This is a genomic window from Aliiroseovarius halocynthiae (genome assembly GCF_007004645.1).
GTDB classification, from domain to species: Bacteria; Pseudomonadota; Alphaproteobacteria; order Rhodobacterales; family Rhodobacteraceae; genus Aliiroseovarius; species Aliiroseovarius halocynthiae.
Window position 1 is genome coordinate 98,865 of sequence record NZ_ML660026.1, and the last position, 19,927, is coordinate 118,791.

General features: G+C 57.2%; 26 protein-coding genes. 13 read left to right on the forward strand and 13 right to left on the reverse strand.

The window, feature by feature from the left end:
- Window positions 1-2 precede the first annotated feature (2 nt).
- Both FIL88_RS15070 and FIL88_RS15075 read left to right on the forward strand, forming a co-directional pair.
- A complete protein-coding gene (locus FIL88_RS15070) occupies window positions 3-821 on the forward strand; it encodes a sulfotransferase family protein (protein ID WP_142854709.1) in 819 nt (272 codons plus the stop codon).
- Window positions 822-847: 26 nt separating this feature from the next.
- Window positions 848-1,264, forward strand: coding sequence for an OsmC family protein (locus FIL88_RS15075; protein ID WP_142854710.1), 417 nt, complete (start codon window positions 848-850; stop codon window positions 1,262-1,264).
- 313 nt (window positions 1,265-1,577) lie between these two features.
- Here FIL88_RS15075 and FIL88_RS15080 read toward each other — a convergent pair whose 3' ends face one another.
- Window positions 1,578-2,570, reverse strand: a complete 993-nt coding sequence (locus tag FIL88_RS15080; protein WP_142854711.1) for an adenosine kinase — start codon at window positions 2,568-2,570, stop codon at window positions 1,578-1,580.
- Window positions 2,567-3,211, reverse strand: a complete 645-nt coding sequence (nth, locus tag FIL88_RS15085; protein ID WP_142854712.1) for an endonuclease III — start codon at window positions 3,209-3,211, stop codon at window positions 2,567-2,569. Before nth ends, FIL88_RS15080 begins: the two co-directional genes overlap by 4 nt.
- Before the next feature lie 114 nt (window positions 3,212-3,325).
- Here nth and FIL88_RS15090 point away from each other — a divergent pair, with 114 nt between their 5' ends.
- The 3 genes from FIL88_RS15090 (at window position 3,326) to FIL88_RS15100 (ending at window position 5,812) form a co-directional block, all read left to right on the forward strand.
- Window positions 3,326-4,186, forward strand: a complete 861-nt coding sequence (locus FIL88_RS15090) for a methylated-DNA--[protein]-cysteine S-methyltransferase (protein WP_142854713.1) — start codon at window positions 3,326-3,328, stop codon at window positions 4,184-4,186.
- 115 nt (window positions 4,187-4,301) lie between these two features.
- Window positions 4,302-4,943, forward strand: a complete 642-nt coding sequence (locus FIL88_RS15095; RefSeq protein ID WP_246066744.1) for a YiaD family glycine zipper/OmpA-like lipoprotein — start codon at window positions 4,302-4,304, stop codon at window positions 4,941-4,943.
- A gap of 113 nt (window positions 4,944-5,056) precedes the next feature.
- Window positions 5,057-5,812: a FadR/GntR family transcriptional regulator gene (locus FIL88_RS15100; protein WP_142854715.1), complete on the forward strand. Its 756-nt coding sequence runs from the start codon at window positions 5,057-5,059 to the stop codon at window positions 5,810-5,812.
- A gap of 266 nt (window positions 5,813-6,078) precedes the next feature.
- Here the strand turns inward: FIL88_RS15100 and FIL88_RS15105 are convergent, their stop codons facing one another.
- The 6 genes from FIL88_RS15105 to FIL88_RS15130 form a co-directional block, all read right to left on the reverse strand.
- Complete coding sequence (locus tag FIL88_RS15105) at window positions 6,079-6,369, reverse strand: NUDIX hydrolase (RefSeq protein WP_142854716.1); 291 nt, start codon at window positions 6,367-6,369, stop codon at window positions 6,079-6,081.
- 166 nt (window positions 6,370-6,535) lie between these two features.
- Window positions 6,536-7,096, reverse strand: coding sequence for a F0F1 ATP synthase subunit B (locus FIL88_RS15110; RefSeq protein ID WP_142854717.1), 561 nt, complete (start codon window positions 7,094-7,096; stop codon window positions 6,536-6,538).
- A gap of 4 nt (window positions 7,097-7,100) precedes the next feature.
- Complete coding sequence (locus FIL88_RS15115) at window positions 7,101-7,652, reverse strand: F0F1 ATP synthase subunit B' (protein ID WP_142854718.1); 552 nt, start codon at window positions 7,650-7,652, stop codon at window positions 7,101-7,103.
- 77 nt (window positions 7,653-7,729) lie between these two features.
- Window positions 7,730-7,969, reverse strand: a complete 240-nt coding sequence (locus FIL88_RS15120; protein WP_039017421.1) for a F0F1 ATP synthase subunit C — start codon at window positions 7,967-7,969, stop codon at window positions 7,730-7,732.
- Between the two features lie 59 nt (window positions 7,970-8,028).
- Complete coding sequence (locus FIL88_RS15125) at window positions 8,029-8,838, reverse strand: F0F1 ATP synthase subunit A (protein ID WP_142854739.1); 810 nt, start codon at window positions 8,836-8,838, stop codon at window positions 8,029-8,031.
- Between the two features lie 40 nt (window positions 8,839-8,878).
- Window positions 8,879-9,217: an AtpZ/AtpI family protein gene (locus tag FIL88_RS15130; RefSeq protein WP_142854719.1), complete on the reverse strand. Its 339-nt coding sequence runs from the start codon at window positions 9,215-9,217 to the stop codon at window positions 8,879-8,881.
- Between the two features lie 229 nt (window positions 9,218-9,446).
- On the opposite strand from FIL88_RS15130, the gene FIL88_RS15135 reads away from it, so the two are divergent.
- Entirely contained in the window at window positions 9,447-9,776 is a 330-nt protein-coding gene (locus FIL88_RS15135; protein ID WP_142854720.1) for an ArsR/SmtB family transcription factor, read from the forward strand.
- On the opposite strand, the gene FIL88_RS15140 is transcribed toward FIL88_RS15135, so the two are convergent.
- Window positions 9,773-10,666 (reverse strand): LysR family transcriptional regulator, encoded by an 894-nt coding sequence (locus FIL88_RS15140; protein WP_142854721.1) that lies wholly within the window; start codon window positions 10,664-10,666, stop codon window positions 9,773-9,775. The genes FIL88_RS15135 and FIL88_RS15140 overlap by 4 nt on opposite strands.
- Before the next feature lie 122 nt (window positions 10,667-10,788).
- Here FIL88_RS15140 and FIL88_RS15145 point away from each other — a divergent pair, with 122 nt between their 5' ends.
- Complete coding sequence (locus tag FIL88_RS15145) at window positions 10,789-11,349, forward strand: FMN-dependent NADH-azoreductase (RefSeq protein WP_142854722.1); 561 nt, start codon at window positions 10,789-10,791, stop codon at window positions 11,347-11,349.
- A gap of 92 nt (window positions 11,350-11,441) precedes the next feature.
- Here FIL88_RS15145 and FIL88_RS15150 read toward each other — a convergent pair whose 3' ends face one another.
- On the reverse strand, window positions 11,442-12,134 hold the full coding sequence (locus tag FIL88_RS15150) for a hypothetical protein (RefSeq protein ID WP_142854723.1): 693 nt from the start codon (window positions 12,132-12,134) through the stop codon (window positions 11,442-11,444).
- 300 nt (window positions 12,135-12,434) lie between these two features.
- Between FIL88_RS15150 and infC the strand changes: the two genes are divergently transcribed.
- Complete coding sequence (infC, locus tag FIL88_RS15155) at window positions 12,435-12,893, forward strand: translation initiation factor IF-3 (RefSeq protein WP_322788901.1); 459 nt, start codon at window positions 12,435-12,437, stop codon at window positions 12,891-12,893.
- Between the two features lie 108 nt (window positions 12,894-13,001).
- On the forward strand, window positions 13,002-13,622 hold the full coding sequence (locus tag FIL88_RS15160) for a trimeric intracellular cation channel family protein (RefSeq protein WP_142854725.1): 621 nt from the start codon (window positions 13,002-13,004) through the stop codon (window positions 13,620-13,622).
- Here the strand turns inward: FIL88_RS15160 and FIL88_RS15165 are convergent.
- The 3 genes from FIL88_RS15165 to FIL88_RS15175 all read right to left on the reverse strand — a co-directional run bounded on the left by FIL88_RS15165 (window position 13,619) and on the right by FIL88_RS15175 (window position 15,853).
- On the reverse strand, window positions 13,619-14,599 hold the full coding sequence (locus FIL88_RS15165; protein WP_142854726.1) for an XdhC family protein: 981 nt from the start codon (window positions 14,597-14,599) through the stop codon (window positions 13,619-13,621). The genes FIL88_RS15160 and FIL88_RS15165 overlap by 4 nt on opposite strands.
- A 117-nt stretch (window positions 14,600-14,716) precedes the next feature.
- Window positions 14,717-15,301 carry a DUF6691 family protein gene (locus FIL88_RS15170; protein ID WP_142854727.1) on the reverse strand — a complete coding sequence of 195 codons (585 nt, stop codon included), beginning with the start codon at window positions 15,299-15,301 and terminating at the stop codon, window positions 14,717-14,719.
- Window positions 15,302-15,304: 3 nt separating this feature from the next.
- The gene (locus FIL88_RS15175; RefSeq protein ID WP_142854728.1) at window positions 15,305-15,853 is read right to left on the reverse strand and encodes a YeeE/YedE thiosulfate transporter family protein; all 549 of its coding nucleotides are present in this window, start codon (window positions 15,851-15,853) and stop codon (window positions 15,305-15,307) included.
- Between the two features lie 124 nt (window positions 15,854-15,977).
- On the opposite strand from FIL88_RS15175, the gene FIL88_RS15180 reads away from it, so the two are divergent.
- The 4 genes from FIL88_RS15180 (at window position 15,978) to FIL88_RS15195 (ending at window position 19,858) form a co-directional block, all read left to right on the forward strand.
- Window positions 15,978-16,409, forward strand: a complete 432-nt coding sequence (locus FIL88_RS15180; protein ID WP_142854729.1) for a hypothetical protein — start codon at window positions 15,978-15,980, stop codon at window positions 16,407-16,409.
- Window positions 16,410-16,451: 42 nt separating this feature from the next.
- On the forward strand, window positions 16,452-17,492 hold the full coding sequence (gene pyrC / locus FIL88_RS15185) for a dihydroorotase (protein ID WP_142854730.1): 1,041 nt from the start codon (window positions 16,452-16,454) through the stop codon (window positions 17,490-17,492).
- 39 nt (window positions 17,493-17,531) lie between these two features.
- Window positions 17,532-18,212: an orotate phosphoribosyltransferase gene (locus FIL88_RS15190; RefSeq protein WP_142854731.1), complete on the forward strand. Its 681-nt coding sequence runs from the start codon at window positions 17,532-17,534 to the stop codon at window positions 18,210-18,212.
- Between the two features lie 152 nt (window positions 18,213-18,364).
- A complete protein-coding gene (locus FIL88_RS15195; RefSeq protein ID WP_142854732.1) occupies window positions 18,365-19,858 on the forward strand; it encodes a replicative DNA helicase in 1,494 nt (497 codons plus the stop codon).
- Window positions 19,859-19,927 lie beyond the last annotated feature (69 nt).

Consider the following 19,927-nt stretch of genomic DNA (forward strand, 5'->3'; position numbering starts at 1 on the left):
TTATGGGTTTCCCCGGCACCTGGATGACCGAAAGCGAAAGCGTTGTATACCGCGTGGTCCCGAAATGCGCTTGCTCGACCATCGGTCAGATCATGTTCTATTCAGACAATGGCGAATTTTTCGACGGCGACATCCATGACAGCAAGAACCGTATGCACAAATGGGCACAGGATTTTTCGCAGGTGAAGATCGAAAACAATGTGCGTAATCACCGCAGCTATGCCTTCACTTGTGTGCGCAATCCGTACACAAGAATCCTGTCCAGTTTCTTTGACAAGATCTGCGGGATCCAGCGCAACGGACGCCGCTATCGCGGCAATTTAGTGCCCCTACTGATCCAGAAATACGGGATCGAAGTTGGCGACCCAGACACAGGGTTTGAGTTTGACCAGATTAAAAGCTTCCGGCGTTTTCTGCTCTTTGCCCGCGATACCATCCGCTGGCGAAAGCCGATGAATCCAGACATTCACTGGTCGGCGATGTCGGGCCATGTCTCGACCTTCATCGTGAATGGTGGGCGCTATGACAACATATTCTGGACCGAGAATTTCAACGACGGGATGCAGTCCGTATTGGATGCGATAGACACGCCGCATAGCATTGATCTGGCAGAGATCCCACGTTTCAACGAAAGCGAAGGCCATGGGCCGAAACGCGCACACCCGGTCGAAGACTATTTCGACGACCTGTCGATGCATCTGGTCTATGAGATCTTCAAACAGGACTTCGAACTGTTTAAGTACGATTTCGAAAATCCGGGGAACAAAATGCCCATTGGCGAGATTGATCTGGACGAGATCCACGCCAAATTGGGCGACTGACCCCGCATGACTGCGAAGGGAAACACATGAAAGCGCGCGTCAAATGGGCCGAGGCCCGTACCTTTGTTGGCACTTCTGGCACGGGTCACAACATCGTTCTGGGCACCGGCCATGACGGATCCGGAACCCCTGGCCCCAGCCCGATGGAGCTGCTTCTGATCGGCACTGCCGGGTGCTCTGCATATGACGTTGTGTCCATTTTGGAAAAACAACGTCAGCGGATCGAGGATGTGGATATCGACGTCAGCGCCGAACGCGCCGAAACGGACCCAAAGGTCTTCACAAAGATCCACCTGCATTTCATCGTCAAAGGACGTGGGATCAGCACTGACAAAGTCGAACGCGCGATTTCACTGTCGGTGGACAAATACTGTTCGGCTTCTGCCATGATGGCCGCCTCTGCGGCTGTCACCCACGACTTTGAGGTCGTGGATACCGAATAAGGCGTGCTTGCACCCGGAAAAGAAAGCCCGGATCTTAGGATCCGGGCTTTTTACATTATATTTTTACATTATAGTTGTGAGCGTCCAACGGTGCAAGCGCGATCCAGCCAATTGCCCAGAAACCCTCCCGCCTCTTTATGACCTACCGGTCACCAGAGTTGGGGGTGGCCCGAGGCGATGCCTCGGGTCCATACGCTCCGCTACCCGCCTCAACTCAACTTGCTTGGCATCCCCATACACGCGGGGCTTCGCCCCGCAGGCTCATCCAAAGGATGAGCCACCAGATACCATGTCACCACATATCAAGCTGATTTCAGAGCAGCCCTTTTTCACGGAACATGGCTGGCAGATTGCGATCGGCGCGCGGCCCCATGTGCCGGATCACTTCGCCCGCGACCGTACAGCCCATTTCGCCGCAAATACGCAGGTCCGCACCGGTGGCCAAACCGTATAGGAACCCTGCAGCAAAACCATCGCCCGCGCCAGTCGCGTCGACTGGAATAATGCGCTCCACGGGCACGTCGACGCGGTCACCGCCTGCAAGGATGGACACGCCATCGCCTGACCGCGTGCAAGCCACAAGCGGGCAGATTTCGGCAGTCTTGGACATCGCTTCTTCCAGATCATCGGTCTGGAACAGGGCTTTCAGCTCTTCCTCATTACCGATCACATAATCAAGCTCGTGTTCGATCAGCATCAGGAAGTCAGTGCGATGGCGTTCAACGCAGAACGGGTCAGAAATGGCTATCCCGGCCTTGCCGCCTGCCGCACGGCAGGCCCGGGCCATGGCGATGAAGGCCTCTTTGCCTTTGTCTTTGTCGAACAGATAGCCTTCCAGAAACACGATCTCGGCATCGGCGGCGACCTCGGGATCCACGTCTTCTGGGCCCAGCTCGGCAGAGATTCCCAGATAGGTGTTCATCGAGCGCTCACCGTCTGGCGACACGAAAATCATCGACCGCGAGGTCGGCAGCTCTCCTTCTGGCACCGGCGGGTTTACAAAGCGGGTGCCGTCCATCTCCATCGCATCAGCATAGAAATGCCCCAGCGCATCGTCATGCACGCGCCCGACAAAGCCGGTGGCCAGACCCAAGTTTCCGATCCCGGCAAGGGTATTGGCCACAGATCCGCCGGCCGCCTGCTTGCGATCCTGCATCGCGGCATAGAGCACCTCGGCCCGGTCCTTTTCGACTAGCTGCATGATGCCTTTCTCAATGCCCATCAGCTCGAGAAAGCTGTCATCAGCCGTCGTGATCACGTCAACAACCGCGTTGCCGATCCCGACAACCTTGTACTTTTTCGTCATAAGTTCTTTTCCTTGAAGGGACATAGGTCCCGAATAATGCAGTTTCCGCACATTGGCTTGCGGGCTTTGCAGGTATAGCGCCCATGCAGGATCAGCCAGTGATGGGCATGGTGTTGAAAGTCTGCGGGGATATTGTCTTCGATGGCGCGTTCCACCACATCTACATTTTTTCCGGGGCAGATGCCGGTCCGATTCCCAACGCGGAAGATGTGAGTATCGACGGCCTGCGCGGGCACACCCCACCACATGTTTAAAACCACATTGGCCGTCTTTCGCCCCACCCCAGGCAGCGATTGAAGTGCTGCGCGGGAATTCGGCACCACTCCGTCATAGTCATCAACCAAGATCTGGCTCAGCTTCATCACGTTCTTGGCCTTCTGTCGAAACAGCCCGATGGTCTTGATATGCTCGGTCAGACCCTCAAGCCCCAAATCCAGCATCTTCTGGGGCGTGTCTGCGATCTTGAACAGCGCACGCGTGGCTTTGTTCACACCTGAATCGGTCGCTTGTGCCGACAGAGCCACAGCCACGACCAGCGTATAAACATTCACATGTTCCAGCTCGCCTTTTGGCTCGGCTTCCTGTTCCTTGAAGCGCTCAAAGATCTCGCGGATCTGATGATATCCAAGTTGTTTTGCCATCGCGTCCATCCGTTTCCGCCCACTGTCTTATGCCAGCCGTGCGCAATGCGCAATTTCCGGGTCGCTTATAGACGCAATTCGCGGCACTCTGATCACAAGAAACACGAGGCTACCATGACCCAGACCGAAAACAGCTATCACTACAACGTCATCCGCCGCGCAATCGAAGAGATCGACGCAGCAGGAGGAGAGCCGCTCGCCTTAGATTCGCTGGCCTCGAAGATGGATATGTCGCCTGCCCATTTCCAGCGCGTGTTTTCACGCTGGGTTGGTGTGTCGCCCAAGCGCTATCAGCAGTTTCTGACCCTTGGCCACGCAAAAGCACTTTTGGCGGATCGGTTCTCGACGTTGGACACGGCGCAATCGGTGGGCCTGTCCGGTCAGGGCAGGCTACATGACCTGTTCCTGCGGTGGGAAGCGATGAGCCCCGGTGAATACGCCAAGAAAGGCGAGGGGCTGACGATCTATTGGGGCTGGTTTGACAGCCCGTTCGGCGCGTCATTGGTGATGGGCACGGAACGCGGCATCTGTGGCATCGGCTTCGCAGATGAGACCGGCGTCGCAGAGACTTTTGAGGACCTTATTTCGCGCTGGCCAAACGCCACATTCATCGAGGACTCGATGTTTCTGCATCCTTGGGTTCTGGCGGCCTATGACACCGAACTGGGCGAAGACGGGAAGACGCCATTGCATCTGATTGGTTCGCCCTTGCAGATCAAAGTGTGGGAGGCTTTGCTGTCCATCCCCTCGGGCCATGTGACCACCTATGGGCAAATCGCTGAAAAGATCGGTCAGCCTCGTGCCGTACGCGCTGTCGGAACAGCTGTCGGGCGCAACCCGGTCAGCTGGCTAATTCCTTGCCATCGCGCACTTCGAAAATCAGGTGCCCTTGGGGGATACCATTGGGGATTACCGGTAAAACGCGCGCTTCTCGCCTGGGAAAGCGCAGAGCTGGAACAAGAACGCGCTGGGTGAAGTAAGTTTTTCTTGAAGTTTCCCCATAGCAAACCCTTGTTATTCGATATCAAGGTGCTTTTCTGTATGCAAAACAAGAAATCTAACCGAGGACAGCAGTATGCACCCAAGACATATGATTCTTTCGTTCGGCCTGATCGCCGGACTCGCCACCAGCGCCTGCACAACGACTACGCAAGGCGGAAACCTTGGCCCACGCACGCAGAACGGGGCCGCAATCGGCGCCATCGCGGGTGGCCTTTTGGGCGCCACTCGTGATGGCGAGGGTAAACTGGGCAAAGCCGCCGTCGGCGCCGTTGTAGGCGGCATCATTGGCGGCGCCATTGGCCAGCACCTGGACAAGCAGGCAGGCGATCTGCGTCAGGCCATCGACAATGATGACGTAAAAATCGTCAACACCGGCAGCGAGCTGATCGTAACCATGCCGCATGACATCCTGTTTGACACTGGCAGCGCACAGATCAGCACGGCCCTGCGCGGCGACCTAGCGGCACTGTCGCGCAACCTGCTGCAATACCCGGACTCGGTTGTCGAAGTTCAGGGCCATACCGACAATGTAGGATCGGCTAACTATAATCTTGATCTATCGCGCAACCGTGCGGCCTCGGTCGCATCGGTTCTGTCGGCGAATGGCGTGCCAAGCTGGCGCATTCAGACCGTAGGCTTTGGCGAAGACCGCCCCGTTGCGTCCAATTTGGGCAGCTATGGTCGTCAGCAGAATCGCCGGGTCGAGATTGTGATCCGCCCTACCGCCTAAAAGCCGAGATGGCGCAAGAGGCATGCAAAAAGCCGGGCAAGCGCCCGGCTTTTTTGTTTGAGGCTTGGTGCGGGATGTGGTCATATAATCTGACCAATTTGCGCGAGTACCCCATGCCCTTCCAAAAGATAGCCGCCAGCAAACTTTCTAACTCGGTCGTCGAACAGATCGAGCTATTGATCCTGCGGGGCGTGCTGCGCCCGGGCGAACGCCTTCCATCCGAACGTGATCTGGCCGAGCGTTTAGGCGTCTCGCGCCCGTCGCTACGTGATGCGCTGGCCGAGATGGAGAATTCTGGACTGCTAGCACGACGCGCAGGTGCAGGGATTTTCATTTCGGATGATCTGGACAGCTCGTTCCCCCCTGCCCTAACCAACTTATTCTCGCGCCATGACGAGGCCGTCTATGACTACATCGCCTTCCGCCGCGATATGGAAGGACTAGCCGCAGAGCGCGCTGCTCAGTTCGGCTCTGACACGGATCTGGCAGTAATCAACGAGATTTTCGTGAAGATGGAAAAAGCCTCGGAAGGACAGGGCGCAGATCTGGACAGCGACTTCCATATGGCGATCATCGAGGCGAGCCACAATGTACTGATGGTCCACATGATGCGTGCGATGTATGATCTGCTAAAGCAAGGGGTGCTTTATAGTCGTCAGGTTGTCATCCAGATCACCAATACGCGCATGGATCTGCTAGAGCAGCATCGGGCCATTAACGACGCCCTGCAGGCCCGAGACCCCAAAGCCGCCCGTAGCGCGATCGAGACCCATATGGATCACGTTATCCAATCCTATGCTGACTTACGCCGCACCGAGCGCAATGAACAGGTCGCGCGCCAGCGGCTGACATACGAAAAAGAGAGGTAGCGCGCGCACCGGTCATCTGCCGCCGCCAGAAATCGCTCTAGACTGGGTTCATCCGTGATGTTGCGCACTACATTGCATGACACTCAGCCTAGCGAACGCTCAGCCTGCCCACTCCGATCCCAAAACTAGTTCGATACCAAAATCAACCAACTCCATCCTGTCCAGTTGACGGACATCTTCCAGCGTGAACCACGCAGCCGCAGCCGTTGTATCATCATCGTTGAAATCTGTTTTTAGCTTACCAATGCAATGATGTGCCTCAAAAACTAAGCGGAGTGCATGACCAGGTTGGCCAAAATCGGATGCATCTGCGTGAAACCACTCGGACTGCTCCCAAGTAAAGACCCGATCTCGGCTTCCAGACCGGTCTCTTCCCTGAGTTCTCGCGCCGCAGTTTGGTGCGCCTGCTCGCCCCATTCCATGCCCCCACCGGGCAAGGTCCAAGACCCTGACTTTGGATGGCCCGGAATCTCAAATCGCGTCAACAAAACCCGGCGTTTCGCATCAAGTGCGGTCACATAGGCGGCAGCTCTCTGCCATTCAATCTTCATCAACATGTCCTTCCATATACAGCCTGCGAGCGTGTATTCAGTTTTTCATTGGCTCCGATATTGGATGCCACGCAGACGAATTGCGAATAATCGAATTTCGGTGAGTAACACCAAATAAAAAAACCCGGCCAATATGACCGGGTTCTTCGAAGGTCGTATAAGACAGCACTGCTTAGTGCAGCTTGGCTTCCACGTCCTTGATGGCCTCATCGATCAGCTTGTTGCCGTCGGTTGCGGTCATCTGTTTGGCGATCATGTCGCGGGCAGCGCCCACAGCAACCAGAACGGCGCTGTCGCGTACCTCTTTCACGGCAGCAGCTTCAGCCGAAGCAATCTGGTCTTCGGCAGCAGCCAGACGGCGTGCAATCGAAGCTTTCAGATCTTCCTTGGCCTGAGCCGCAGCATTTGCGGCCTCTTCCTTGGCATGCGCAACGATGCGCTCTGCCTGTTCAGCCACTTCCTTTTGCTTGCGCTCGTAAGACGCCAGAACAGTCTGGGCTTCTTCGCGCAGGGCACGGGCTTCATCGAGTTCCGACTTGATGCCCTCGGCACGTTTGTCAAGCTGACCGCCCAACATCTTGTGCACGCCCATGTAACCAAGGAAAGTTACGAACAACAGGAATGCCAGGGTGACAACCATGTTGGTGTTGGACAGATCGGTCCAGCCAGCGTCGCCTGCGGCGAATGCTGGGCCAGCCGCGATCGCGAAGGGGAGAACTGCGAGTTTCTTCATCAGTTTACCCTTTCATCCGTGCGGTCACAGCCGCAGTTACCGACTTGGCATCCGCCTTATAGCCCATCGAGCCTAGGATTTCCTTAGCGGCATCCTTGGAGACGGCCTTGATGCTGTCGATCGCTCCGGCGCGGATCTCGTTGATCGCGGCTTCGCTTTCGGCAGCCTTGGCGGCGATCTCGGCATCTGCTTTGGCAGCAGCGGCATCCAGATCAGCCTGAATGTCCGCACGGGCTTCAGCGACGATCTTGTTCGCTTCTGCACGGGCGTCAGCCAGGGCCTTGTTGTAAGCTTCTTCGGCTTCGACAGCCTTCTGCTTCAGCTCTTCGGCAGCGGTCAGATCGTTGGTGATCGTGCCTTGACGTTCGGACAGCACAGCCTCGATCCGGGGCAATGCAATCTTGGTCAGGACGAAGTAGATCACGACCAGCGTCACCACCAGCCAGAAGATCTGGTTCCCGAAGGTCGAGAAATCCAGCTGCGGCATACCAGCAGCTTCGGCGGCGCCATGGGCGTCTCCGTGCGCTGCGTCCGTGCTATGTGTGTTACTTGCCATGTCTTAAGTCCTCTGGAACCAGGGTTACTTGGGGCGAAACGCGGACGCCTCGCCCCGGCGTAAGGATGGTTCAGGTCTTAGACAGCAAACATCAGCAGCAGAGCAACCAGGAACGAGAAGATGCCCAGAGCTTCTGCAAATGCGATACCGATGAACAGGGTTGCGGTCTGTGCGGCGGCAGCCGACGGGTTGCGCAGAGCGCCTGCCAGGAAGTTGCCGGCCACGTGACCAACACCGATGGCGGCGGCACCCGAACCGATAGCGGCCAGGCCGGCGCCGATGAATTTACCAAGAGCTGCTGCTGCTACGAGTTCCATGATGATTCTCCTTACGATGGAATTCTTTAGATAAGTTTTGTTAGCGGGCTGTAACCGTCTTAGTGCGACGGATGCAGAGCGTCTTTCAGATATACGCAGGTCAGGATGGTGAACACGTAAGCTTGGATGAAGGCTACGAGCACTTCCAGTGCGTAGACGGCCGAGATGGCCAGGATTGGCAGGAAGCTGAACACGCCCAAGGCGGCAGCAAAGCCAGCGAATACTTTGATCACGGCGTGGCCAGCCATCACGTTACCAGCCAAACGAATTGAGTGGCTGACGGGGCGCACGAAGTACGAGATCAGTTCGATTACAGCCAGGATTGGGCGCAGCGCCAGAGGAGCGGACGACACCCAGAACAGGCCTAGGAAGCCAACGCCGTTCTTCACAAAACCCAGCACGGTTACGAAGACGAACACGATCATCGCCAGAACCGCTGTTACAGCGATGTGGCTGGTCGAAGTGAACGAGGTCGGGATCAGGCCCAGAAAGTTAGCGAACAGGATAAACATGAACAGGGTCATGATGCCGGGAAAGAATTTCACGGCGTCTTTACCAGCCACGTCTTCGACCATCTTATAGACAAAGCCGTAAGCCATCTCGGCAACCGACTGACCACGTGTCGGCACGATGGCACGACCGCGCGACCCAACAACCAGAAGCAGGACGATACCAATGATGGCCAGTACCATCCACAAGGTCATGTTGGTGACTGTAAACAGGCCCAGTTTGCCATGACCGTCACCAAACAGCGGTTTGATTTCGAACTGATCCATCGGGTGGATCGCCAGGCCAGGATGCGCAGGCGAGAACAGCACGCCGGACAGCAGAACCACTGCCAGAACAGCAAAGAATGCAATCTTGATGATCGGGCTTGCACCCTGTTTTGCGCCTTGTTCAGCCACGTTCCTATCCCTCTTCCTTGTCAGAAGCCTGCGCGTCCTGCGCATCTTCTGCTTTCTTCTGCATCTGAGCCGCAGTTCCCAGCATGACTTTCATGCCTGCCGCGAAGCCCAACATTATGAACAGCACCATGAATATCGGCTTGGTCCCAAAGAGACTATCCAGTCCGTATCCGATGCCGAAGCCGATCACCAGACCGACTGTAAGCTCTATGACCATCTGCCAAGCGAACGATGCTTGGTTATAGGCCTCATCCCCGGTTTTCGTTTTCTCCTCTTCCCCTTTCGCCGCGTTGATGCGGGCTTCGAGCTCTTTTAAGCGCTCGGGATTAGGGGTGTCGGGCACGAAAAATCCTCCGGTGACAGTTAGGCCATGTGCTAAGGCGTGAAGGGCTATGAGTCAACGGCGTTTAGCGCCAACATAAATTCTCGTAAGATGTTGATATGTTTCCCAATTATCTCTCGCAACTTTTCCCAAGACGCTGAACGAACCCGCCCACCCCCGGATTCTGGGCAGATGCGCTTATTTAACCGATTGGTTGACGATCGCCCCGCCGCACCCTAGGCCCATGCGTATGGAAACCCGCCTTGACCTTGTCTTTGCTGCCCTGTCCGACCAGACGCGACGCGCCATTCTGACCATGCTTCTGGAAGATGACATGGCCGTCACCGATGTGGCCGAACCGTTCGACATGTCGCTGGCCGCGATCTCGAAACACCTGACGATCCTGTCGCGCGCAGGTCTGATCACGCAGGAAAAGCGCGGCCGCGTGAAATGGTGCAAGCTGGATCCCGACGCGTTGCGCGAAGCTTCGGTCTGGATGCAAGGGTTTGGACAATTCGAACCGGTCAATCTGGATGCATTCGAACGGTTCTTGGAGGAAGAACTGCGCGACGAGGCCTAGTCAGGCAGGCTGATCGCTGGATCAGACTTTACCCACTCGACCGCGGCATCTTTCAAACAGTTCAAAACCGCCTGCACTTTCGCGGTTCGATGAAGATCGACATGGGTGACCAGCCAAAACCCCGAACGCCATTCCGGCTGAACCGGCATCACTTCAATCAGTTCGGGATGCTCGCCGCGCACAACAAACCCAGCCCCTGCTCCAGCCAGAACGGCTTGTTGTTGAGACACATCGTCGGTCACACGGAAGGTGATGTTCTCGCTCGGAATGTGTTCATTCATCCAGCGTGCAAATGGCGCGCGTGAATGGGCATCATCCACGCCGATGAAACGATGCTGATCAAACGTGTCCTCGGTCGGCATCCCATATCGCGCGACATATGTGGGTGACACACACAGGGCCAGCTCAAGATTAAGGAATTTCTGCGCCACATTGTCCGGCTCTTGCGGGGCACTGCCCGCGCGGATGGCTACATGGGCTTCGCCATATTCCAACCGAAACAAACGAAGTCCGGTCAGCAGGCGGATCACCGTATTGGGATGTCTATGGTGAAACTCTGCCAATACGGGCGTTAGGCGTGGCGCGAAGGACGCAAGTGCCGTCACCACGACCTCGCCCGAGACATCTTCGCCCTGCCCTTTCAGTCGCGTGCCCAGCTGCGCAAATTGTTCTTCCGTGGTCGACGCGATACGCGCCAGATCCACCCCAGCTTCGGTCGGGGTATATCCCCGCGCGTGACGCTGGAACAGCTTCACCCCCATCCGCGCCTCGAGTGAATCCACATGCCGGATCACAGTGGCATGGTGAATGCCCAGACTATCTGCGGCCCCGCTGACGGTGCCAGCCCGTGCAACATGATAGGCCGTCCGTATTTCATCCCACTGATCCATAGTGTCCCCGCCTTGAAAGGTCTGTGCATTATCACACACAATCTGTTGATTAACCCAGATTGCGTTTAAAAATGCAAGGGCGCACATATGCTCCAACAGACACACATACCCGGAGACTTCCCATGCATATCCTTCGTATCGACAGTTCGCCCCGCACCGACACCTCGCTTTCGCGCAAGCTGGCAAATGACGTTCTGTCCCGTTTCGCGGACGCCACCGTCACCACCCGCAATCTGGGCGATGGCATCCCGCATATCGACGCGGGGTTTACCAGTGCGACGTTCATCCCACCCGAGGCCCGCAGCGACGCAGACAAAGCAGCGCTTGCCTTATCTGACGAAATTGTTGCTGAAGTTCAGGCAGCCGATCTGATTGTCATCTCGATGCCGGTTTACAACTTCTCGGTCCCGTCGACGCTGAAAGCCTGGATCGACCAACTGGCCCGCGTTGGTGTGACCTTCCAGTATACCGAAAACGGCCCGGTTGGATTGCTCGAAGGCAAGCGCGTCATCGTCGTCAGCGCCTCGGGCGGCACACCAGTAGGAGCACCCTACGAATTCGCCTCGCCCTATTTGACCCATGTTCTGGGCTTTATGGGCCTGACCGACGTGTCCTTCGTAAGCGCAGCTGGTGAAGCCGGTTTGGAGGAGGCCGAAAAGGCCATTCAGGCACTTGCCGCTTAGCCTATCGTCGACGTGATAAGTCAAACCAACCAGACAAAAAAACGCCGCGCAGACTGCTCTGCGCGGCGCAACTTTGCAAATGAAGCTTAAGCTTACATGCCCAGGGCGGTCTTGATCTGGTCCAAGGCAACCTGCAGCAAAGCTGGGTTGTTCGCAGCCGCATCTGCAGCCGTTTTCAACGCAGTTTTAGTGGAATCATCCAGCGACGACCCGTCGATCAGATCACCAACTTTGGCCGCATCAAACCCTTCGGGTGTCAGCAGCTTTTTCGCCATCTCCATGGCATCACCCTCTTCGGCGGGGGCTTCCTCTGCAGCAGCTTCTTCAGCGGCTGGGGCAGCAGCTTCGCCGGTTACGGCTTCGGTGGCGGCGGCTGCAGCGTCTTCAACAGCACCCGTGACAGCTTCGGTCGCAGCTTCGGTGGCAGCACCCAAGGCTTCCGTGACTGCAGCCCCTTCACCCACAACATCGGTCACAACGTCGCCGACGGCTTCCATTGCACCTTCAACAGCTTCGGTCGCAGCTTCGGATGCAGCAGCCGTTGCGGCTTCGGCGGCGGTGGCAGCTTCGGCGGCGGCAGCTTCTTCTGCAGCTTTTGCTTCAGCTTCGGCGGCAGCAGCGGCGGCGGCGGCTTCTTCAGCGGCTTTGGCTTCGGCTTCGGCGGCAGCTGCGGCGGTGGCTGCAGCTTCTTTGGCAGCCATTTCTGCCTGGTTACCTTCGTACCACTTGTATCCGCCAAAGGCAGCAGCGGCGACGACCAAAAGCGCGATAATGGATTTGTTCATGTCGACATCCTCAGTTTATCAATTCGGCACGACCATCTCAGGGGCCACGCCATCTGGAAGGGATGTGCGACCTTCGACGATCAGGCGCAAGGGGAGTTTCCGGCCTTCGGCGTCAAAACGCTTAGAAAACATAAACTATCGGGTTGAAAGCAGGGCGGCGCACCTTTACGTTTCGCACCCATAGTTTAGCGAAACCACAGAAGGAATGGCACCATAGCCCGCAGACCTCATAACGCGCCCCCGACGCGCGACACCGGCCCACGCATCAACGATCGCATCCGGGCCCCGGAAATCCGCCTGATTGGCGCCGAAGGCGAAAACGTTGGGGTCGTAACCCCTGCGCGTGCGCTTGTCATGGCCCAAGAAGCAGGTCTGGATCTGGTCGAGATCTCGCCCAATGCCAATCCTCCCGTCTGTAAGATCATGGATTTCGGCAAGTTCAAGTATGAACAGCAGAAGCGCGAATCTGAGGCCCGCAAAAAGCAGAAAACGATCGAGGTCAAAGAGGTCAAGTTCCGCCCGAACACCGACACGCATGACTATGATGTTAAAATGCGCAACGTGGTGAAGTTCCTGGAAAAAGGCGACAAGGTCAAAGTGACCCTGCGCTTCCGTGGCCGCGAAATGGCCCACCAGAACCTTGGTCGAGAGCTTCTTTTGCGTGTTGCCGAAGACATCAAGGAATTGGGCAAAGTTGAAAACATGCCCAAGATGGAAGGCCGTCAGATGGTCATGATGATCGGCCCGCTCCCGAAGTAATCCCATCTTGTATCTAATGTAAAACGCCCTGCAGCCGCGGGGCGTTTTCTTTTGGGCTGATGAACAGTCCGACTTTCCCCCTTCTGTCTGCCCAGTTAAGTTTAGCGCATGTTTGATCTGTCGTTTATCATCTTGCCTCTGACCTTGCTTGCCACCGCCGTCATGGCAGCATCAGCGTCAGTTCAGGCGCACCGGGCTGACATGGACGCCTTTGGCGCAACGGTCCTGGCGATTGCCACGGGCATGGGCGGCGGCACTTTGCGCGACCTGTTTCTGGGCAACACGCCGGTCTTCTGGATCACCGACCTGCGCTATATGATGGTCGCCATCCCCGTGGCTCTGCTTGGGTTCATTCTGGCCAGTCGCATGCCCTCAGGCAACGGGCAGCGCTTGGCCATGCTCTTGCATCTGGATGCAATCGGACTGGCCTTATTCACGTTGACCGGGCTGCAAGTCGCATTGGCGGCTGGCGTGCATCCCATGATGGCGATCGTTCTTGGTTGCATCACCGGCACCGCCGGTGGCATGATCCGGGATCTGCTGTGCAACATGACGCCAAGCCTGCTGAAAGAGGATCTTTATGCTACGATCTCGCTTGTCGGAGGCGGCATCTATATCGCCCTTCTTCCCAGCCTCGGCGAAACCCCGGCCTTTGCGATCAGTTTTGGCACGATGCTGCTTGCCCGGATCATCGTGCTGGCCCGCACCCGTACGTCTGACGCAGCCTAGCGCGGACGTCGGTGGCGCGCGACAAGTTCAGCCATGATTGATACCGCGATTTCTGCCGGGCCAAGCGCCCCGATATCCAATCCTACTGGTCCATGAATACGGCGCAATTGCTCGGGGCCATAACCGCGTGCAGATAAGCGCTCTAGCCGCTGGCCTTGCGTACGCCGTGACCCCAAAGCGCCAATATAGAACGCGTCCGAATTGAACCCCGCTTCAAGCGCGGGATCGTCTATCTTGGGGTCATGGGCCAGCGTGACAACCGCCGTGCGATGGTCAATACCGATCTTGGACAGCACATCATCGGGATAGTCCTCGAAAATCGTCACGTCGGGAAATCGATCTGGCGTGGCAAAGGCGCCGCGTGGGTCGATCAGAACGACATCAAAGCCCACGATCTGAGCCATGGGGATCAAGGCCTGTGCCACGTGAACGGCCCCCGCGATAATCAGACGCAATGGCGGTTCGTGCGTGTGAATATATGCCTCGTCGACGATCCCTATCTGAACCTCGCCTGTCCGCGGTTCCCGCAAGAAGCGCACCCAAGTGTTCAACGCGACCTCATACGTAAGCGGGCGACGCTTGGCGCGCGCTGAAACAAGCTGCTCCAACAGGTCCAGCGGCAGACCTTGGCCAGCACCGATACCCGCACCGACGGGCTCGACCAACACCTTGATCTCGCCACCACAGGCCAACCCAGCAGAAAACGCATCCCCGCCCGACACGCCAAATTCAAGTAACACTGGAACGCCAGTGCGCAGCGCGTCTTGTGCCTCGATGACAACTGCCCCCTCAACACATCCACCCGAGACCGACCCCTCGATCTCGCCGCTGGCAGCGATAAGCATCTGGCTTCCGCTTGGGCGGGGGGCGCTGCCCCAAGTCGACACAACGGTCGCGATCGCCACCTGTCGTCCTTGGGCAATCCAATCCAGCGCCAGCTCTGGAATGCGATCAAATGATGTTGGGGGCTGGGTCATGGCGGCCTCGCGTTTGGTTCCACCGAATGTGGGCGTTGTCGCGCCTAGCCGCAAGGGGCTGCACAAAGCAGAACGGGCCGCACCGGGCGGCCCGCTTATTTGCATCTGGTCAGTGGATCACTCGGCCTGCGTGGGCACGGCATCGCCGCGCGGGGCTTCCGGTACCGCAAAGGCCACGGCGACAAAGATCAGACCAAGTACGATGCCCAGCACATCGCCCGGCACGGCCATCAGACCATCGTATTTCGCACCCGGCACTGAACCCAGCGTCACCTTGCCACCGGCGATTTTGTCCAACAGGCCCGACGCTTTAATCGACGGGTAAGTGACCATATAAGCGGCCGCACCCAGCAGCCCACCCAAGATAAAGAACAGCGCATCCTTGCGGCCTGTCGCTGCGGCACAGACGCCAGTTCCCGGGCAGAAACCCGACACCGCCCAGCCAGCCCCAAGCAAAAGACCACCGACAAATACGCCGACATAGGCTGTCTTGACCGACATATGCCCCACGTCAACAAGGCCAGTCATCTGCCCACCAAACATCATGATCGAGCCGACACCAATGGCCAGCAGGATGGCCTTCATCAAACCCAGCGAGCGCAGGCTGAGCATACGAATGAGAACCGTGGGGTTGGTCGCTCCGATGCGATCAAGGACAAATCCGAAAAGGGCGCCAATCCCTAAAGCAAGTACAATCTGCATGGCTTATCCTTTCTTATACATCAGCACGGCGGCGGGGACCGCGGCGGCAAAGGCGCCTGCGGCGAAGATGTAGCCCGACAGCGATGTTTGCATCATGCCCGACATCATATGACCCGAGGTGCATCCCCCAGCCAGTCGCGCGCCGTAAAGCACGATGACACCGCCCACGAATGCGATGGCATAGCGCTTCATCGGAGTATCACCAAAATTGTCATAATGGATTGCAGGCAGCTTGTTTTCATCTGCGCCATTACCGCCGCGCATCATTGCCGACAGAAAGGCCCCAACCATCATGGCGACCACAAAGATGAAGCTATAGTTCATCGGATTCGCCACCGATTTGGCGTATTTACCGTTCGATTTCGCCAGATAGGCGTTGGTCGAGGTAAAGCCCTCATCCGTTTTTGTCACAGTGTCTGGGTTCACGATATCGGCAACGATTCCGTCCAGAATTACGAATTGGGTCGAAACTCCGATGGGTTTGACCAACAGGACAGCCAAGAAGAACACAAGGCCCAGCGCTACCCCTCCGATTTTCCAGTTTAGTGTCATGGGACACTCCATTTACATTCATCATTGCGAATATGTAATCATTTCAAATTAAACGATTGTCAATGCCCCGAAACCCAAATCACGGTTAAACCCGCTTTAACCAAACGGAAGCCATGCTGAGGTCATGGAACAGATTCGCCCCCCCCTGACCGGAACCCCTCTTGTCCTGCCCCAAGCCAGCCACCCGTGTGGTACGGCACTGGACATGCCCCTTCACCCTGCTGACGAGCTGGCCCAGATCAGGGCCGAACTTGCCCGCCTGCATAAGCGCGAGGCCGCGTTGCGCAGTTTTTTCCGCGACGACGCGACCGAACATGACCTGCTCGGGGACGTGCACGAAGTAACAATAATCGCTCACAAAAAAAGGACGTTCGATCCGTCGAAACTGCCGCAATCGATACTGGCCAACCCACGTTTTTATCGTGATGAGCTTCGCACATTGGTTTCGACCGCGTTGAAGCCCTCGCACCAGCCCTATCATGCGCTGCCACCGATGGGCGATAGCCGGGACACCGCGCCGTCCGTTACGCTGGAAGGGGACATCCTGCCCATTTAGGGACTGGACCATACGGGCCGTGCTGCGTTATGGCTGCCCCCGATGACCCAGACATTTTCGATCCGCCGCCCCGACGACTGGCACCTGCATTTGCGCGATGGCGCGATGCTGAACGCCGTTCTTCCCGAAACCGCGCGTCATTTCGCCCGCGCCATCGTCATGCCAAATCTTGTGCCTCCGGTTGCGACCGGTGCCGATGCCACCGCTTATCGCGACCGCATCTTGGCGGCACTGCCTGCGGGAATGTCGTTTGAGCCGTTGATGACGCTCTATCTGACGGAAGAAACGGACCCCGAGGACTTGGCCGCTGCACATGCTTCCGGCCTGATCACATCGGTGAAGCTTTACCCAGCTGGGGCAACAACGAATTCCTCAAGCGGGGTGCAAAACTTCGACAAAGTACGTCCCGTTTTGGAAAAGATGGCCGAGATCGGCTGCCCGCTTTGCGTTCATGGCGAAGTCACAGACCCGGACATCGACATTTTCGACCGTGAAGCCGTATTCATTGACCGCATTCTCGACCCCATCCGCCGCGCCACACCTAATCTGCGCGTAGTGATGGAGCATATCACCACCAAGGATGGTGCGGACTATGTCAAAGCCAACGAAAGCAAACTTGGCGCCACGATCACGGTGCAGCACCTGATCCTTGATCGAAACGACATGCTGGTCGGCGGCATGCGCCCGCATTACTATTGCTTGCCAATCCTAAAGCGCAGCGAACATCGCGAAGCCTTGATGAAGGCGGCGACATCCGGCGATCCGCGCTTTTTCCTTGGTACAGACAGCGCCCCGCACCCGACCCACGCGAAAGAAAGCGAATGCTGTTCAGCCGGCTGTTTCACCGCACCCAACGCCCTGTCGATCTTGGCCGAAGCGTTCGAGGCCAAGGGCCTGCTGGACAAATTGGAAGGGTTCACGTCGCTGCACGGCCCAGCCTTTTATGGCCTGCCGGTGAATGAGGACACGATTACGCTCACTAAGGGCGAGCCAGTCACCTACCCGGCGACATTGCAAGTCGGCGAGCATACCGTCACCACTTTTGACCCCGGTTTTCCGCTGCACTGGCACGTGGACGCCTAAACCTGTCGCTTGAACCACATCTACGAGGACCGCTGCCCCATGATCCCCTCAACCTTCGCCGCGAAAGAAGAAATCGCCCGCCTGACTGCCCGGATGCTTCTGGAAATCGGCGCTGTGAACTTCAACACGGATGAACCGTTCACTCTGGCCTCGGGCCTGCCCAGCCCCAGTTATATCGACTGCCGTAAGCTGATCAGCTTCCCGCGCATCCGCTCGACCCTGATGGATTTCATGTCTGTCACGATCATGCGCGAAGCTGGGTTCGAAGCGTTTGACAATATCGCGGGCGGCGAAACCGCAGGTATCCCCTTTGGGGCATGGGTTGCAGAGCGTCTGGCGCTGCCAATGACCTATGTGCGCAAGAAACCCAAGGGTTATGGAAAAAACGCCCGGATCGAGGGCGCAATGGATGACAGCCAACGCGTGCTGCTGGTTGAAGATCTGACCACCGATGGCGGGTCAAAGCTGTCCTTCGTGGACGCGATTCGCGACACCGGGGCAAGCTGTAGCGCCACGGCCGTCATCTTCTATTACGATATCTTCCCCGAGACGGAAAAAACTCTGTCTGATCATGGTGTTCAGCTGATCCATCTGTGCACCTGGTGGGACGTTCTGGCCGAAGCCAAGGCGCAAGGCGCGTTCTCGGACGAGACTTTGGACGAAGTCGAGCGCTTTCTGAAAGATCCCCGCGGCTGGCAAGCTGAGCGGATGAAAGCCTAACCCACCACCACATTTAGGTACCCTTTTGCAGGATCCCACCAAATCTGGCAGGATCCCGCTTGTCTACTTTATCCACAAGTTACCCACAGAAACATACATTTTGCGTCGGCATAACCGAACACGTAAAACAGCGCCCTAAGGGACAGGTAGCGATGAACGAGATCAGCAACATTCAGCAGGGCGGAACGCCGAATGACGGCGAGGTGCGCGACAGCTTGCCCCACCACATCGAAGCTGAACAGCAGCTTCTGGGGGCGATCCTGACGAATAATGATGTGTTTGACCGCGTCGCCTCGATCATCAATGCGGGCCATTTTTATGAACCCGTCCACGCCCGGATTTGGGACATTGCCGCAAGCCGAATTTCCAAAAACGCACTGGCAAGCCCGGTCACGCTGAAGGCGTTCATGGAAGATGACGAGGGCCTTAAGGAACTCGGAGGTCCAGCCTATCTGGCACGCCTTGCAGGCGCGGCGATTTCCAGCTTCGCGGCCCGCGACTATGCGCAGATGATCTATGACCTCGCCATCCGGCGCGAGCTGATCCAGCTGGGTCAGGACATCGCGGCAAAGGCTCAGAAGGTCGATATTTCGTCCGAACCGAAAGAGCAGATCGTCGAGGCCGAACAGGCGCTCTACAAACTGGGCGAAGCGGGCCAGACCGAAAGCGGGTTCCAAAGTTTTCTGAAAGCGGTCACCGAAGCCGTTCAAGTCGCAAACGCCGCCTATCAGCGCGAGGGCGGCATGGCGGGGATCTCGACCGGCCTGTCCGATATGGACGCAAAACTGGGCGGGCTTCACCCATCTGACCTTTTGATCCTTGCTGGTCGTCCCTCGATGGGGAAGACCTCGCTTGCGACCAACATCGCGTTCAACGTGGCGAAGGCCTATAAAAAGGGGATCAGACCGGACGGGACCGAAGGTGCGATTTCCGGAGGCGTGGTTGGTTTCTTCTCGCTCGAGATGTCGGCCGAGCAGCTTGCGGGTCGTATTTTGGCGGAAGCGTCCGAGATCTCGTCCCACAAAATCCGTCAGGGTGACATGGATGAAGGCGAATTTCGCCGGTTCGTTCAGGCCGCTAAAGACCTGGAAAGCTGCCCTCTGTTCATCGACGACACTCCTGCCCTTCCCATCAGTCAGCTGGCCGCCCGCGCGCGCCGTCTGAAACGGACCCACGGGCTGGACGTTCTGATCATCGACTACCTGCAGCTGTGCCGCGGCATGGCCGAGAACCGCGTGAACGAGATCGCCGAGATCTCGATGGGTATGAAAGCGATTGCGAAAGAGCTGAACATCCCGGTGATCGCGCTGTCCCAGCTTTCGCGTCAGGTGGAAAGCCGCGACGATAAGCGTCCGCAGCTGTCGGATCTGCGTGAATCGGGATCGATCGAGCAAGATGCCGACGTGGTTATGTTCGTGTTCCGCGAGGAGTATTATAAAGAGCGCGAAAAGCCCGGCGATCACGAGCTGGACCGTATGGCCGCATGGCAGGATGAGATGTCCAACCTTCATGGCAAGGCCGAGGTCATTATTGGCAAGCAGCGCCACGGTCCGATCGGCACCGTGGAGCTGTCGTTCGAGGCCCAATTCACCCGTTTTGGCAACCTGGTCAAAGCTTGGCAACAAGGACAGAATGACGGGGTCTAATGACTATCGGGTGAACAGGATTGATTAACCAATTCTGGCAGATCGGATTTGCCCGTCGCCAGTTTTTTG

What these genes read in the sequence shown, in the direction of transcription:
- nth (WP_142854712.1), bottom strand. Translation starts at nt 3,211, where the DNA reads ATGGCAAAACAACTTGGATATCATCAGATCCGCGAGATCTTTGAGCGC.
- FIL88_RS15120 (WP_039017421.1), bottom strand. Translation starts at nt 7,969, where the DNA reads ATGGAACTCGTAGCAGCAGCAGCTCTTGGTAAATTCATCGGCGCCGGC.
- FIL88_RS15110 (WP_142854717.1), bottom strand. Translation starts at nt 7,096, where the DNA reads ATGAAGAAACTCGCAGTTCTCCCCTTCGCGATCGCGGCTGGCCCAGCA.
- FIL88_RS15080 (WP_142854711.1), bottom strand. Translation starts at nt 2,570, where the DNA reads ATGACGAAAAAGTACAAGGTTGTCGGGATCGGCAACGCGGTTGTTGAC.
- FIL88_RS15095 (WP_246066744.1), top strand. Translation starts at nt 4,302, where the DNA reads ATGATTCTTTCGTTCGGCCTGATCGCCGGACTCGCCACCAGCGCCTGC.
- FIL88_RS15070 (WP_142854709.1), top strand. Translation starts at nt 3, where the DNA reads ATGGGTTTCCCCGGCACCTGGATGACCGAAAGCGAAAGCGTTGTATAC.
- FIL88_RS15140 (WP_142854721.1), bottom strand. Translation starts at nt 10,666, where the DNA reads ATGGATCAGTGGGATGAAATACGGACGGCCTATCATGTTGCACGGGCT.
- FIL88_RS15135 (WP_142854720.1), top strand. Translation starts at nt 9,447, where the DNA reads ATGGAAACCCGCCTTGACCTTGTCTTTGCTGCCCTGTCCGACCAGACG.
- FIL88_RS15165 (WP_142854726.1), bottom strand. Translation starts at nt 14,599, where the DNA reads ATGACCCAGCCCCCAACATCATTTGATCGCATTCCAGAGCTGGCGCTG.
- FIL88_RS15090 (WP_142854713.1), top strand. Translation starts at nt 3,326, where the DNA reads ATGACCCAGACCGAAAACAGCTATCACTACAACGTCATCCGCCGCGCA.
- FIL88_RS15150 (WP_142854723.1), bottom strand. Translation starts at nt 12,134, where the DNA reads ATGAACAAATCCATTATCGCGCTTTTGGTCGTCGCCGCTGCTGCCTTT.
- FIL88_RS15160 (WP_142854725.1), top strand. Translation starts at nt 13,002, where the DNA reads ATGTTTGATCTGTCGTTTATCATCTTGCCTCTGACCTTGCTTGCCACC.
- FIL88_RS15190 (WP_142854731.1), top strand. Translation starts at nt 17,532, where the DNA reads ATGATCCCCTCAACCTTCGCCGCGAAAGAAGAAATCGCCCGCCTGACT.
- FIL88_RS15075 (WP_142854710.1), top strand. Translation starts at nt 848, where the DNA reads ATGAAAGCGCGCGTCAAATGGGCCGAGGCCCGTACCTTTGTTGGCACT.
- FIL88_RS15180 (WP_142854729.1), top strand. Translation starts at nt 15,978, where the DNA reads ATGGAACAGATTCGCCCCCCCCTGACCGGAACCCCTCTTGTCCTGCCC.
- pyrC (WP_142854730.1), top strand. Translation starts at nt 16,452, where the DNA reads ATGACCCAGACATTTTCGATCCGCCGCCCCGACGACTGGCACCTGCAT.
- FIL88_RS15100 (WP_142854715.1), top strand. Translation starts at nt 5,057, where the DNA reads ATGCCCTTCCAAAAGATAGCCGCCAGCAAACTTTCTAACTCGGTCGTC.
- FIL88_RS15195 (WP_142854732.1), top strand. Translation starts at nt 18,365, where the DNA reads ATGAACGAGATCAGCAACATTCAGCAGGGCGGAACGCCGAATGACGGC.
- FIL88_RS15115 (WP_142854718.1), bottom strand. Translation starts at nt 7,652, where the DNA reads ATGGCAAGTAACACACATAGCACGGACGCAGCGCACGGAGACGCCCAT.
- FIL88_RS15170 (WP_142854727.1), bottom strand. Translation starts at nt 15,301, where the DNA reads ATGCAGATTGTACTTGCTTTAGGGATTGGCGCCCTTTTCGGATTTGTC.
- FIL88_RS15175 (WP_142854728.1), bottom strand. Translation starts at nt 15,853, where the DNA reads ATGACACTAAACTGGAAAATCGGAGGGGTAGCGCTGGGCCTTGTGTTC.
- FIL88_RS15105 (WP_142854716.1), bottom strand. Translation starts at nt 6,369, where the DNA reads ATGTTGATGAAGATTGAATGGCAGAGAGCTGCCGCCTATGTGACCGCA.
- FIL88_RS15145 (WP_142854722.1), top strand. Translation starts at nt 10,789, where the DNA reads ATGCATATCCTTCGTATCGACAGTTCGCCCCGCACCGACACCTCGCTT.